This window comes from Mesorhizobium qingshengii (assembly GCF_900103325.1).
GTDB lineage: Bacteria > Pseudomonadota > Alphaproteobacteria > Rhizobiales > Rhizobiaceae > Mesorhizobium > Mesorhizobium qingshengii.
Map to the genome: position 1 here is coordinate 59,694 of NZ_FMXM01000025.1, position 13,055 is coordinate 72,748.

The window sequence follows — 13,055 nt, forward strand, 5'->3', positions numbered from 1 at the left end:
TTCCCAGTTCCCTTGCGTCAGGCGCGTTTGGCGAGCAGGCGATAGAGCATCGATGACGGCAGGATGCGCTTGAGCACGACGCCGATTCTGGCCGGCACTGTTACCACATAGTGCGGACGTGGGCGCCGCGACAGAAGTGCATGGCGCAGGGCCTTGTGAACCACTTCCGGCCCAGGTTTCAGCCGCGATTGGCTGCCGCCGGCCCTCAACCGTTCCAGCTGCGCCTGGTAGTCGGCGCGATGCACGGAATTCTCGTGGTCGATGTTCTTCAAGAACCACGCCAGGCCGTTGCTGGCGATCTTCGATGTCACCGGCCCCGGCTCGATCAGCGCGACATGGACGCCGCTGCCGGCCAATTCCTGGCGCTGGCAAAGCATCAAGGCCTCCAGCGCGTGTTTCGACGCCGAATAGGCGCCACGGAAGCGCACCGGCGTCAGGCCGAGGATCGACGAACAATGGACGATGCGGCCATGACCCTGACGGCGCATCACCGGCACCAGACGGCGGGTCAGGTCATGCCAGCCGAAGAAATTCGCCTCGAATTGCTCCTTGAGCACCGCAACGGCCAAGTCCTCGACGGCGCCGGGCTGAGCGTAGGCGCCATTGTTGAACAGGGCATCGAGCTTGCCGCCCGTGCGCTCCAGAACCGATGCAACCAGCGCCTCAATGGATGCCGCTTCACTATAGTCGAGATAGAAGGCCTCGATGCCGTCAGCCTCGAGCGCGGCGATATCCTCAGGTTTGCGCGCCGTCGCGAACACCCGCCAGCCTTCGGTCTTCAACGCACGCGCGCAGTGGGCGCCTATTCCCGAGGATGCGCCGGTGACGATGATCGAGCGCAATTCTTGCGCCTGACTGTTCGTGGTTTCGCCAAGGGTTGCCATTTGCCGCAATCCCTTCCCATATTCCCGGCGTGGAGACAATTGGAGGGACGCGGTTCTCAATGCGGAAGATCGTAGCCCTCAAGCGCGTTCTCTATGACGCGCTCGGCCATTTCAACACCGATGACGGCTGGGCGATGGCCAGCCATCTGGCGATCACCTCACTGATGGCGCTGTTCCCGTTCCTGATCTTTGCCACGACGCTCGCCAGCTTCCTTGGCGCGCAGGCGTTCTCCGATACGGCGGTGCACCTGGTCTTCGACACCTGGCCCGAACAGATCGCCAAGCCGATCGCACGTGAAGTGCTCAATGTGCTGACCGTCAGGCGCACCGACCTTTTGACCTACGGCGTGCTGCTGGCCGCCTACTTTGCTTCCAATGGCATCGAGGCGCTGCGCACCTCGCTCAACCGCGCCTATCGCGTATCGGAAACGCGTGGCATCATCTACCGCCGGGTGCAGAGCATTGTCTTCGTGCTGATCGCGACGGCCGGGTTCCTGGCGATCAGCGTGCTTCTGGTTTTCGCGCCGCTGCTGGCGCGGCTCGCCGAAGCCCATATCGAAGGTATCAAGCCCTATATGGGCACGATCACGCTATGGCGTTACGTCATCGCCTCGGTGGTCATTGTCGGCGGGCTGTTTGCCGTGCATTTCTGGCTCCCGGCGGGCAAGCGCCGCCTCGTGTCGATCGTGCCGGGCATCATCTTCACGTTGGCGGCATGGCTTGTCGGCTCGACCGTTTTCGCCTCCTATCTCGATCACTTCTCGTCCTATGTGACGACCTATGCCGGCCTTGCCTCGATCATGATCGCGGTGGTTTTCCTCTATATGATCTCGGCGATCTTCATCCTTGGCGGCGAGCTCAATGCCGCGATCAGCCGCTACCTGGAGGCGCGCGCCCGAGTCGGCTGATTCTGTGCCTTGGTCTGTCGAGCCGTTGCCAGGCCAACGCCGAAGGTCGTAATCGCCATGCCGACAATCTGCAGCGCATTGAGCTGCTCGTCGAACAGGGCCCAGGCGATGATGGCCGTCACCGCCGGCACCAGGTAGAACAGCGAGGCGACTTTCGACATCTCGCCGTCGCGGATCATCACCATCAAGAGGAAGATGGCTCCGAGCGACAGCACCAGCACCAGCCAGGCCATGGCGAAGATCAATTCGCCGTTGATGACCACGGTGTGTGTTTCAAAAGCGAGCGAGGCCAATATCATCAGTGAGGCACCGCCGACGTATTGCCACATGGTCGCCGCGACGAGGTCGCCGCCGGAGGCGAAGCGCTTCTGCCAGATGGTGCCGGCGCTCATGCCGAGCACCGAGACCAGCGAGGCGGCCAGCGTGGCCGCCGTCACGCCGCCGCCGAGTGCCCCGAGCTTTGGCCACAGCACGATGACGATGCCGATGAGGCCGATGCCAAGGCCGGCCCAGTGGCGCGGCAAGATCGCCTCGCCAAGGAACTTGCCGGCAAGAACGGCCGTGATCAGCGGCTGCAAGCCGACGATCAGGGCCGAGAACCCGGCCGGCATGCCCCTGTGGATGGCCCAGAAGACGGCGCCGAGATAGACACCATGCATCAGGATGCCGGCGCCGGTGGCATGCAGCGCTTCCTCGCGCGTGGCTCGCTTCGAGCCCAGCACGGGCATCAGGACAGCCAGCAGGATGGCCGCTATGACGAAACGCGCGGCGAGGAAGGTGAACGGCTCCGCCCATGGCATGGCGTAGCGTGCGCCGATGAAGCCGGTTGCCCACAGGACAACGAAGGTGGCGGGGATGAACCGCTTGATGCTGTGCATTTTCCGGAGACCGCCGCGCTGGTGAGAATTGACCGAGGCGATGCTCTAATGCGGTTCAACCCGGCGCGCAAAGCGAAACGATTGATCCATGCATCACTGGAATTCAACCGGCGGTGCAGTCGACATGGGTTTTCCCAGAGATTGGCAGGCCTCAGAGACCGACCATCCCTCTAATATCATCAGGCGACGCACCGGCATCGCGCAAGGCGGCAAGGCCCGTGTCCTTCAGGCTCTTCGACAGCTTTCGCCCGTCCGGCCCGAGAATGAGTCGATGATGGAAATAGCTGGGTTGGGGCAGTTCCAGGATTTCCTGCAGCAGGCGCTGTACGCCGGTGGCGGAAAACAGATCCTGTCCGCGCACGACATGGCTGACGCCTTGCAGCGCATCGTCCATGACGACCGCGAGGTGATAGCTGGTCGGGATATCGCGGCGCGCCACGATCACGTCGCCCCAGTCCTGCGGACGGGCTTCGACGGAGCGCGTCGCGGAAAGCGTCTCATCGACGAATTCGGCCCATGCGAGGTCCTTGCCGACACGCGCTATGGCGGCGCCGACATCCAGCCGCCAGGCGAAGGGAGCGTTCTCGGCGATCCGTCGCTTGCGTTCCTTCACCGGCAGCGCCTTGTCGGCCGGGGGATAGAGCGGCACGCCGTCGGGATCGCGCGGCCAGTCGCGCCCGCGCTGTTCACTGCCGGCGATGAAGGCGCGGATTTCGCCACGGCTCATGAAGGCGGGGTAGACGAGCTCCTCGCGGATCAGCCGGTCAAGCATCGTCCCATACTCGGCGAAATGCTCGGACTGGCGGCGCACCGGCTGTTCCCAGACAAGCCCCAGCCACTTCAGATCGGCTAGCATGCCTGCCTCGAATTGCGGCGTGCAGCGCGTCGTGTCGATGTCCTCGATGCGCAGCAGCAGCCGACCGCCGGCGGCGCGCGCCATTTTTTGATTGAGCAGCGCCGAATAGGCATGGCCGAGATGCAGTTCGCCGTTGGGGCTGGGCGCGAAGCGGAATGTCAGGAGTGTCATCTGTCCGGCGGCAATCATATTTTGCGGCGCTTCGCCAATTGCTACCTTGTAGAGGATCAAGGAACAAGAAAGCATGCAACGCATCGCCACGCTCGACGACATTGCACGGGGGCTCGACGCGCTTTGCGTGATCGACCCACGGCTGGAAAAAGTGCGCGGCATGGCAGGCGAAGTGCCGCTGCGGCTCTCCGAGCCAGGGTTCAGGAGCCTCGCCTCGATCGTCGTCTCACAGCAAGTGTCCCGCGCCAGTGCCGATGCCATCTTCGGCCGGCTGACCAGGCTCGTCGATCCCTTGACGCCGCAGGCGATCCTTGCCGCCGGCGAGGACATTTTTCGCGAGGCCGGGCTGTCGCGGCCGAAGCAGCGTGGCCTGATCGCCGTTGCCCAGGCCGTGGTCGGCGGCCTCGACCTCCACCACCTCTGTTCGCTCGATGCCCAGGAGGCGATCACGACGATGACGGCGGTGCCCGGCATCGGTCCCTGGACGGCGGAAGTGTATCTTTTGTTCGCCGCCGGCCACCCCGATATCTTCCCCGCGCGCGACGTCGCCTTGCAGAGCGCGGTCGGCCACGCGCTCGGCATTGACCCGCGTCCGCCGGAGAAAACGCTGATCGCATTGGCCGAATCATGGAGCCCGTGGCGAGGTGTCGCATCGCGGCTTTTCTGGTCCTATTATCGCGAAACCAGGGGGCGGGATGCCGCGCCCCCGGCCTGAATCCGCGAAAAGGCATAAAAATCATGCGTTTTTGGCGCTTCAGCGACGCGACAATCCGCTTCACATCCCTGTCATGTCGGGCTTACAGTATCCGCGCCGTTCGGTCCTAGAACGAAGGAGGTCAACACGTGACGGTTGCCGTATCTCCGGATGGGCTTCCAGCGCTGGTGCTGAATGCGGATTACCGTCCGCTCAGCTATTACCCCTTGTCGCTCTGGTCGTGGCAGGACGCCATCAAGGCGGTGTTCCTCGACCGGGTGAATATCGTCGCCGAATACGAGCACGCCGTATCCTCGCCGACCTTCTCGATGAAGCTGCCGAGCGTCGTCAGCCTCAAGGCCTATGTGAAGCCGTCCAGGCATCCGGCCTTCACCCGCTTCAATGTCTTCCTGCGCGACCGCTTCCAGTGCCAATATTGCGGCACGCCGGAGGATCTGACCTTCGATCACGTCATCCCCCGCCATCGTGGCGGCGCGACGACGTGGGAGAATGTCGTCGCCGCCTGTTCGCCATGCAATCTCAGGAAGGGCGGCATGATGCCGGCGCACGCCAAGATGTGGCCGCTGCAGAAGCCCTACCAGCCGACGGTGCACGACCTGCACAACAACGGCCGCCTGTTCCCGCCCAACCATCTGCATGAGAGCTGGATGGATTATCTCTACTGGGATGTCGAACTCGAACCATAACGTTCGGCACAAATCCGCCATGCAGGCCGCTTGGCGCAGCTTTCTGCGCTTCCGGTGCTCACGTACTTAAGTACGCTCCGCTCCGGTTCTCGAAAGCCGTGCCACGCGACTCAGCCTGCCGAATTTTTGCTCGAACCCTGCGCCGTGGGACTCAATCGAATTCAATCAGTCGCGGGTGAGGGCGCCACGGAAGGCGACGGCGGCGAGGACAAGGCTGGCGATCGCGTTCCAGCCGGCCAGCGACAGGCCGAGGATGCGCAGCGCCGCCTTGTCGCAGGAGGGCGGCACGAATTTGTCGAGCGCGTCGAGCACGCCTTTGCCGCCGGTATCGACCGGCCCTGCGCCCGCGGTGCAATCGGTCGGGCCTGCCCACCACGCCCATTCGACGCCGGAATGGTAGACCCCGAGATAGAGGCCGTAGAGCATCAGCAGGCCGCCGATGGCCAGCAGGCCGCGTGTCACCCATGCGGGCGCTTGCAGCGTTGATGCAAGCACCGCCAGCACCATCAACGGCACGCCGACATAGTAGGGCGTGCGCTGTTGGAGGCAAAGGTGGCAGGGGATGTAGCCGCCGAGATACTGGAAGCCCAGCGCCGAGCCGACCGTGGCGGCCATGGCGACTGCGAGAAACAAGGCGGTCCGCGTCCGCTGGCGTCCGGTGTCGGCATTCGTGGTCGCTGTCATGGGTCTTTCGTCCGTTTGCGTTCGCCGCCCGCTCAGTCTCGTTTTATCCATGTCGCCCAAAACCGCCGGGCACTCTCGGGCGACATGTCTAGAGGGCGTATTTGACCAGGATATAGAGCAAAATCAGGGCAGCCGCTGCGGCACCTGCGATCAGGCCAAGGCGCTTTTCGATGAACTCGCGGATCGGCTCGCCGTAGCGGCGCAACAGCCAGGCCAGCAGCAGGAAGCGGGCGCCGCGCGCCACGATCGCCAGCACGATGAACAGCGCCAGATTGACGCCGATGACGCCGGACAGGATGGTCACCACCTTGATCGGCGGCAAATGGGCGGCGCCCGAAGTGACCAGCATCAGGATGATGAAGCCAATGCCCGACGAGGTGCGCAACTGTTCGAATTCGTCATACTTGCCGTAGAATTCGAGGATGGGCCTCGCCACCGCGTCATAGGCGTAGTGGCCGATGAACCAGCCGGCGATGCCGCCAAGCACCGAGGCGACGGTGGCGATCAGCGCATAGCGGTAGGCGCGATCCGGCCGCGACAGCGCCATCGGCAAGAACAGCACGTCGGCCGGCACCAGAAACACCGAGCTTTCGACGAAAGCGATGAAGGCCAGCCACCATTCGGCGGATTTCCTGGCCGCCAGCGACAAGGTCCAGTCGTACAGTCCGCGAAGCATCGGCACTCCTAATGCGTGTCGCCCAAAAGTGCGCAGCGGTTTCGGGACAAGACAAGGAACCCAAAGCACGCCATCCGTCCTTTCAGACAGGCCGCGCCTTGATGCGCCGCCTGTCTAGAAAGATTTTCCGCGCTGCACAATGGCAGCACCATCACGAAATCGAAAGGCGCAGTTTGGTCGCATCCGGGGCACCTGAGAATTGGCCAGTTGACGAACAGGCCTCCGACCGTATAGTCCGCGCCCATCCAGGCCGCCCGGCCTGAGCCCCTATGGCGGAATTGGTAGACGCGCTCGACTCAAAATCGAGTTCCGCAAGGAGTGCTGGTTCGATCCCGGCTAGGGGCACCATTTCATTCTATCGAGCCGTTAGCGCTCAGCGCATGTTGCCGGTGTGGCCCTGCGAATCACGCTGCCTGGCCCCTTCGAACGGCCTTGCTCCACTTGTGCGAGCCGCAGTTCGAAACGAAGAGCTTTGTCCCGTCACGGCTCACGACAAACCCGTGCGTTCCGATACCGGTGGCGATGAAGCCGATCTCGGAAAAGCTGTCTCCGTCGATCACGCCCGTCGTTCACTATGTCGGCGACATGGAAGACCTTGCCGCGTCCATCCAGCCGCGAAAGGTCGAGGTCATGGTCTACCGCCGTTTCAACAAGCTCTTCATCCGGTTGCGCAACAGGCGGGCCATGTTGCGGGTCTCGCGGTAGAGATGCAGTTGCGAGGCGGCCTGGCGGGTGAGCCGGTCGGCATCGGGCGTCAGTCCGATCACCAGCGTGCCCATTGGCTTGCGCTCGGTCCACAGCCGGCTCATCACCGGATGGTCGGGCACGGCGCAGGAATCGGTCATCATGATGTTGGGATCGTCGAGATGCTGCTTCGTCACCTCGATCATCAGCAGCGTGCCCGGCGAATAGGCTGACAGCGTCTCGTCATAGGCCGTCTTCCAGGTGTAGGCGACGCCAGCTTCGACGAAGACGATCAGGCAAGCGATGGTGCGGCCGTCGAGCGTCAGCGAATGGATGCGGCACATGTCCTGCTCGGCCAGCCGGTGCACGGCTTCGCGGGCAAAGGCGGCACGGTAGCGGTCGATCGCCATGGCGGTGCGTTCGCGACCTTTCCAGCCGGCCGCTTCCAGCGTCAGGAAGCTTTCGATGGCATGGCGGATTTCTTCAGGCCCGCGCGCCACGATATGATCCAGCCTGCCGAGGTCGCCAAGGCGCCGCTTCAGGCGGCGGAACTCGCGATAATGGTGCGAGCGCAGCGAGGCCTTCAGATAGTCCTCTCCGTCGAGCGCGCTCTCCAGCACGGGTCGCTGGGTCTCGCCGGTGGTGACCAGCATCAGGCCGCGCGTCTCGGCCACGGTGGCAAGCAGGCTCGCCACCTGGCCGTCGAGCCGGATGTCGGGCAGGACGAACACTTTCGGCAGCTTGAGGTGCGGGCGTGACAGCATCGCGAAGAAATCCTCGACGACGCCGACCGGGTCGTCGCGGTCGACCAATGGCGTGCCGAGGGGACCGAACGGGCTCGACCATGTGCGCATGACCGGAACACCGAGCGGCATCACCGGCCGCTCAACCGAGAACGGCACCAGCAGGCGCAGCCGGTTGCGGTATTCGTCGCCGTCGCGGATGACCGCCAGCCGCACCTCGCGATCCTCCAGCCGGGGCATGGCGGGCGCCAGGAAACGCGGATTGAAGAAGACGTTCGGCTCGATCGTGCGGGCGCACAGATAGTCGAGTTCCTCGACTAGGTCGAAGCCGGCCGACGCCGGGTAGATGGCCAGTTTGCGCTCGGGCCGGTTGTTGGCGAGGATTTCGATATGGGCGGGATCGGCGTCGCGGGTCAGCCCGGCAAGGCCGGACACCATCGCGCCGGCGGTACCGCCACTGGTTTCCTCGAGCAACGGGACGGCGGCCATCACGCGGCTCCTTTCGCGGGCACGAAGATGAGCATGACGATGCCGAGCTGGCGCCAGACCGTGAAGGACAGCGCGCTGGCCTCGAAGATCATGGCAAAGGCGGTGGCCATCGCCGCGCCCCACAGGCCGAAAAGCGGAATCAGCACCACGTTGAGAGCGATGTTGAAGGCCAGCGTCATGGCATAGACGGCGGCGCAGATGTTCTGGTTGCCGCTCATCGTCAGCAGGCTTTCGCAAGGGCCGACGGCGGCCCGCGCCACGACGCCGAAGACGAGCAGGAACAGCAGCGGATAGCCGCTGGTGAATTCGGGGCCGAACAGCACCAGCATCGGCTCGCCCAGCGCCAGCACCAGCGTCGCCATCAACAGCGACGGCCAGAATGTCCACGACACCGTCTCGCGGGCGAAGGCGGCAAGTTTCTCCGGCTCGCCATGGGTGAACTGCGCATAGCGCTGGGCAACGCCGGCCTTGACGGCGAAATAGACGAAATGCACCAGCGCCAGCGTCTTGACGGTTGCGAAATAGATGGCGACGTCGTTGGGATCCATATAGGCGCCGACCATCAGCACGTCGGCATTGGTGAGCAGGAAGAAGAAGCTCTCGACCAGGAAGATCGGCAGCGAGACGACGAACCATTCGGCGAAATGCACCTTCATCGGCCCAGCCGGAATCCGCTTTTCCAGGCGATGGGTGACGCCGATGAGTTGACCGAGCGTGGTGACGTAGGTGGCGGCGATCGAGGCGAATATCGCCGTCCTGGCATCGGGGGCGTAACCCGCCAGCAGCATCAGCGCCATGAACAGCAGGATCAACACCGGCCGCACCAGATAGGTCGGCGACAGGGCGAACAACGCCCAGCTGTTCGCCCTGGCCTGGCCTTGCAACAGATCCGAGAGCGCGATCATCGGCAGGCAAATGACGCCGAGGATGAACGGTATCACGTAGTAGTTTTCAATCCATGGCGAAGCCAGCCAGACGCCGAGCGCGCCGAGCCCGGCGATGATCGTCGAGGCGATCAGCACGAACAGGCGGCTGGCCAGCACGATGCCGCGCAGTTCGTCCATCAAGCCGCGCTCGCGGTATTCGGGGATGAAACGGATGACCGACGTGTGGAAGCCGAGGCAGGCGAGGTTGCCGACGATGACCATCGTCACCCAGACGAGGACGAAGATGCCGTACTCGAACGAGCCTATCCAGCGCGCCATCAGCACCTGGCTGACGAAGGCGATGACGGCACTGATGATGCGGATGGAGAAGGCGATGACCGACATGCGGCCGGCCTCGCCGCGCTCGTCGGCGGTGAACAGCACGGCGTCGATGCGGTCAAGCCATGGCCCGATGCGCAGCGCCATACGCTGCGGCAGGAACCGCCCGGCTGTCGTGGCCGCGGAAAAGCGCACCCCGATTATTCTCCGTTTTCCGCCTCTTTTTCAGGGTTTGGTGTAGCGGAGACACCTTAAGAAACGGTTGGGTGGGTTCTCTCTTCGCCCCGTTCACGGGGAGAAGGTGCCGGCAGGCGGATGAGGGGCGGAGTCGGCTTACGGAGATTTGCGCTGTTCCGGTCCAGCCGCGCCTGTGCTCGGCTTTCGTGGCATGATGGCGGGGCGAGCCGACAAGGGCCTTGTTATCACCACCGGAACATCTACCGCTGATGCTCGGCGCGAGGCTGTGCGCGACGGGGCTCCGGCCATCAACTTGGTCGACGGCGATGGAAGGTCGGCGTGCATGAAGATGTTCGAGTGACCGTCGAGGAGATGGCATTCGCGGGGTTTTAGCGACGCCGATTTCGAAACTCAGCGCTGCCCCTCATCCGGCCCTGCGGGCAAGCCCTTCGCTATCGCTCCGGGCGTTCGTTGTTCGAAAAGCCAAGCAATTGGCTTTTCGTCCGCTGCGCGGACCACGCCTCACCCCCGTGAACGGGGAGAAGGAAAAAGCGCCTTACGCGAACGCGCCGTGGCAATGCTTGTACTTCTTGCCGGAGCCGCACGGGCAGGCTTCGTTGCGGCCGATCTTGCCCCAGGTCGCCGGGTTGTTCGGGTCGCGGTCCTCGGGAGCAACGATGGCGGTCGCATCCGGGCGGACCAGTAGGGCGGTCTCGCCGCCTTCAAAATCGTTCTCGCCGGTGGTGCCGTCGATATGCGTGCCGAACATGTCGGGCGCCTCGGGTGGCGGCGCTTCGGCGGCCTGGCGGACCAGCTCGACGCGCATCAACTGCGCGGTGACGGCCTGGCGCAGATTGCCGAGCATCGCCTGAAACAGCTCGAACGCCTCGCCCTTGTATTCCTGCAGCGGATCGCGCTGGGCGTAGCCGCGGAAGCCGACGACCGAACGCAGATGGTCGAGATTGACGATGTGCTCGCGCCACAGATGATCGAGTGTCTGCAGCACCACCGAACGCTCGACATAGGTCATCACCTCGGGGCCGAAACGGTCGGCGCGCTCCTTGGCGGCGGCGTCGGCGGCCTGGGTGATGCGCTCGCGGATGTCGTCCTCGGCGATGCCCTCTTCCTTGGCCCACTCGTCGACGGGCAGGTCGAGATTGAGGAATTCGGCGACCTCGGCCTTCAGGCCCGCGACATCCCACTGCTCGGCATAGGCGTTTTCGGGAATGGCCTTGGCGACGATCTCGTCGATGACGCCCTCGCGCATCTCGGCGATGATCTCGGGCAGGCCCTCGCCGTCCATCAGCTCGATGCGCTGCTCGAACACCACCTTGCGCTGGTCATTGGAGACGTCGTCATACTTCAACAGGTTCTTGCGGATGTCGAAGTTGCGCGCCTCGACCTTCTTCTGCGCCTTTTCCAGCGCCTTGTTGATCCACGGATGGATGATCGCCTCGTCTTCCTTGAGGCCGAGCTTCTGCAGCATGCCGTCCATGCGCTCGGACCCGAAGATGCGCATCAGGTCATCCTGCAGCGACAGGAAGAATTTCGAGCGGCCGGGATCGCCCTGGCGGCCGGAGCGGCCGCGCAGCTGGTTGTCGATGCGGCGCGATTCGTGGCGTTCGGTGGCGAGCACATAAAGGCCGCCGGCCGCCAGCGCCTTTTCCTTCAGCCTGGCGACGTCGTCACGGATCGCCTTTTCCATGGCCTCGCGCTCGGGCCCTTCAGGCATATCGCCCAGCTCGTCGGCGATGCGCATGTCGGCGTTGCCGCCGAGCTGGATGTCGGTGCCGCGGCCGGCCATGTTGGTGGCGATGGTGATGGCGCCCGGCTTGCCGGCCTGAGCGACGATCGCCGCCTCGCGCTCGTGGTGGCGGGCGTTCAGCACCTCGAAATCCTTGAAGCCTTCCTTGCGCAGGCGCTCGGCCAGCTGCTCGGACTTCTCGATCGAGGTGGTGCCGACCAGCGTCGGCTGGCCCTTGGCGCTGGCTTCGCGGATCTCCTTGACGATCGCCTTGTATTTTTCCTCGACCGTCCGGTAGACCTCGTCGTCCTCGTCCTTGCGGATGACCGGCAGGTTGGTCGGGATTTCGGTGACGTCGAGATTGTAGATGTTGCCGAATTCCTCGGCCTCGGTCAGCGCCGTGCCGGTCATGCCGGCGAGCTTCTTGTAGAGGCGGAAATAGTTCTGGAAGGTGACGGAGGCCAGCGTCTGGTTCTCCGGCTGGATCGTCACGTGCTCCTTGGCCTCGAGCGCCTGGTGCAGGCCTTCCGAATAGCGGCGGCCGGGCATCATGCGGCCGGTGAACTCGTCGATGATGACGATCTCGTCGTTGCGGACGATGTAGTCCTTGTCCTTCTGGAACAGCCGGTGCGCCTTCAGCGCATTGTTGACGTGGTGGACGATGGCGACGTTCTCGACGTCGTAGAGCGACTCGCCCTTCAGCAGGCCGGCGTCGCGCAGCAGGTTCTCCAGCTTCTCGGTGCCTTCCTCGGTGAAGATCGAGGTCTTCTGCTTTTCGTCGATCTCGTAGTCCTGCGGCTGCAACTGGATGATGAAGGTGTCGATGGTGTTGTACATTTCCGAGCGGTCCTCGAGCGGACCGGAAATGATCAGCGGTGTGCGCGCCTCGTCGACCAGGATGGAATCGACCTCGTCGACGATCGCGTAATTGTGGCCGCGCTGCACCATCTGGGCGCGCTCGTACTTCATGTTGTCGCGCAGATAGTCGAAGCCGAGCTCGTTGTTGGTGGCGTAGGTAACGTCGGCGGCGTAGGCGACGCGACGTTCCTCGTCGGACAGGCCGTGGACGATGACGCCGACCGAGAGGCCGAGGAACTTGTAGACGCGGCCCATCCATTCGGAGTCGCGTGTGGCGAGATAGTCGTTGACGGTGACGACGTGGACGCCGTTGCCGGCGAGCGCGTTGAGGTAGACCGGCAGCGTCGCGACCAGGGTCTTGCCCTCGCCGGTGCGCATCTCGGCAATGCCGCCATTGTGCAGCACCATGCCGCCGATCAGCTGGACATCGAAGGGACGCATGCCGAGCACACGGCGCGCCGCCTCGCGGGCGGTGGCAAAGGCAGGCACCAGCAGGTCATCGAGCGTGGCGCCATTGGCGATGTCCTGACGGAATTTCGCGGTGCGGCCGACCAACTCCTCGTCGGAGAGCGCCCGCATCTCGTTTTCCATGGCGTTGATCGCCTCGACACGGGGCCGGGTCGATTTGACCCGACGGTCGTTGGAGGAACCGAAAACCTTACGGGCGAGACCGCCGAGACTGACCATCCAATGGTCC

General features: G+C 63.9%; 12 protein-coding genes and 1 tRNA gene. 5 read left to right on the forward strand and 8 right to left on the reverse strand.

The window, feature by feature from the left end; genetic code table 11:
* Nucleotides 1–17: 17 nt before the first annotated feature.
* Complete coding sequence (locus BLS48_RS29180; RefSeq protein ID WP_091585352.1) at nt 18–884, reverse strand: SDR family oxidoreductase; 867 nt, start codon at nt 882–884, stop codon at nt 18–20.
* Between the two features lie 59 nt (nt 885–943).
* Here BLS48_RS29180 and BLS48_RS29185 point away from each other — a divergent pair, with 59 nt between their 5' ends.
* The gene (locus tag BLS48_RS29185) at nt 944–1,792 is read left to right on the forward strand and encodes a YihY/virulence factor BrkB family protein (RefSeq protein ID WP_091585354.1); all 849 of its coding nucleotides are present in this window, start codon (nt 944–946) and stop codon (nt 1,790–1,792) included.
* Here the strand turns inward: BLS48_RS29185 and BLS48_RS29190 are convergent.
* Complete coding sequence (locus BLS48_RS29190; RefSeq protein ID WP_091585356.1) at nt 1,762–2,670, reverse strand: DMT family transporter; 909 nt, start codon at nt 2,668–2,670, stop codon at nt 1,762–1,764. The genes BLS48_RS29185 and BLS48_RS29190 overlap by 31 nt on opposite strands.
* A gap of 151 nt (nt 2,671–2,821) precedes the next feature.
* A complete protein-coding gene (gene gluQRS, locus BLS48_RS29195; RefSeq protein WP_091585420.1) occupies nt 2,822–3,697 on the reverse strand; it encodes a tRNA glutamyl-Q(34) synthetase GluQRS in 876 nt (291 codons plus the stop codon).
* Between the two features lie 73 nt (nt 3,698–3,770).
* On the opposite strand from gluQRS, the gene BLS48_RS29200 reads away from it, so the two are divergent.
* Together BLS48_RS29200 and BLS48_RS29205 are read left to right on the forward strand one after the other, a co-directional pair.
* Nucleotides 3,771–4,412: a DNA-3-methyladenine glycosylase family protein gene (locus BLS48_RS29200; protein WP_091585357.1), complete on the forward strand. Its 642-nt coding sequence runs from the start codon at nt 3,771–3,773 to the stop codon at nt 4,410–4,412.
* 128 nt (nt 4,413–4,540) lie between these two features.
* Nucleotides 4,541–5,098, forward strand: coding sequence for an HNH endonuclease (locus BLS48_RS29205; RefSeq protein ID WP_008874122.1), 558 nt, complete (start codon nt 4,541–4,543; stop codon nt 5,096–5,098).
* A gap of 165 nt (nt 5,099–5,263) precedes the next feature.
* On the opposite strand, the gene BLS48_RS29210 is transcribed toward BLS48_RS29205, so the two are convergent.
* Both BLS48_RS29210 and BLS48_RS29215 read right to left on the reverse strand, forming a co-directional pair.
* Nucleotides 5,264–5,782 carry a disulfide bond formation protein B gene (locus BLS48_RS29210; RefSeq protein ID WP_091585358.1) on the reverse strand — a complete coding sequence of 173 codons (519 nt, stop codon included), beginning with the start codon at nt 5,780–5,782 and terminating at the stop codon, nt 5,264–5,266.
* A gap of 88 nt (nt 5,783–5,870) precedes the next feature.
* Nucleotides 5,871–6,458 carry a YqaA family protein gene (locus BLS48_RS29215; RefSeq protein ID WP_091585360.1) on the reverse strand — a complete coding sequence of 196 codons (588 nt, stop codon included), beginning with the start codon at nt 6,456–6,458 and terminating at the stop codon, nt 5,871–5,873.
* Between the two features lie 263 nt (nt 6,459–6,721).
* Between BLS48_RS29215 and BLS48_RS29220 the strand changes: the two genes are divergently transcribed.
* A tRNA-Leu gene (locus BLS48_RS29220) sits at nt 6,722–6,806 on the forward strand.
* Nucleotides 6,807–7,093: 287 nt separating this feature from the next.
* Here BLS48_RS29220 and BLS48_RS29230 read toward each other — a convergent pair.
* Together BLS48_RS29230 and BLS48_RS29235 are read right to left on the reverse strand one after the other, a co-directional pair.
* Complete coding sequence (locus BLS48_RS29230; RefSeq protein ID WP_091585362.1) at nt 7,094–8,374, reverse strand: GNAT family N-acetyltransferase; 1,281 nt, start codon at nt 8,372–8,374, stop codon at nt 7,094–7,096.
* Nucleotides 8,374–9,774 (reverse strand): lipopolysaccharide biosynthesis protein, encoded by a 1,401-nt coding sequence (locus BLS48_RS29235; protein WP_091585365.1) that lies wholly within the window; start codon nt 9,772–9,774, stop codon nt 8,374–8,376. Before BLS48_RS29235 ends, BLS48_RS29230 begins: the two co-directional genes overlap by 1 nt.
* A gap of 196 nt (nt 9,775–9,970) precedes the next feature.
* Here BLS48_RS29235 and BLS48_RS29240 point away from each other — a divergent pair, with 196 nt between their 5' ends.
* Nucleotides 9,971–10,117, forward strand: coding sequence for a restriction endonuclease (locus BLS48_RS29240; RefSeq protein ID WP_244529956.1), 147 nt, complete (start codon nt 9,971–9,973; stop codon nt 10,115–10,117).
* A 195-nt stretch (nt 10,118–10,312) separates the two neighbouring features.
* Here the strand turns inward: BLS48_RS29240 and secA are convergent, their stop codons facing one another.
* Nucleotides 10,313–13,045: a preprotein translocase subunit SecA gene (gene secA, locus BLS48_RS29245; RefSeq protein ID WP_091585366.1), complete on the reverse strand. Its 2,733-nt coding sequence runs from the start codon at nt 13,043–13,045 to the stop codon at nt 10,313–10,315.
* Nucleotides 13,046–13,055: the final 10 nt, after the last annotated feature.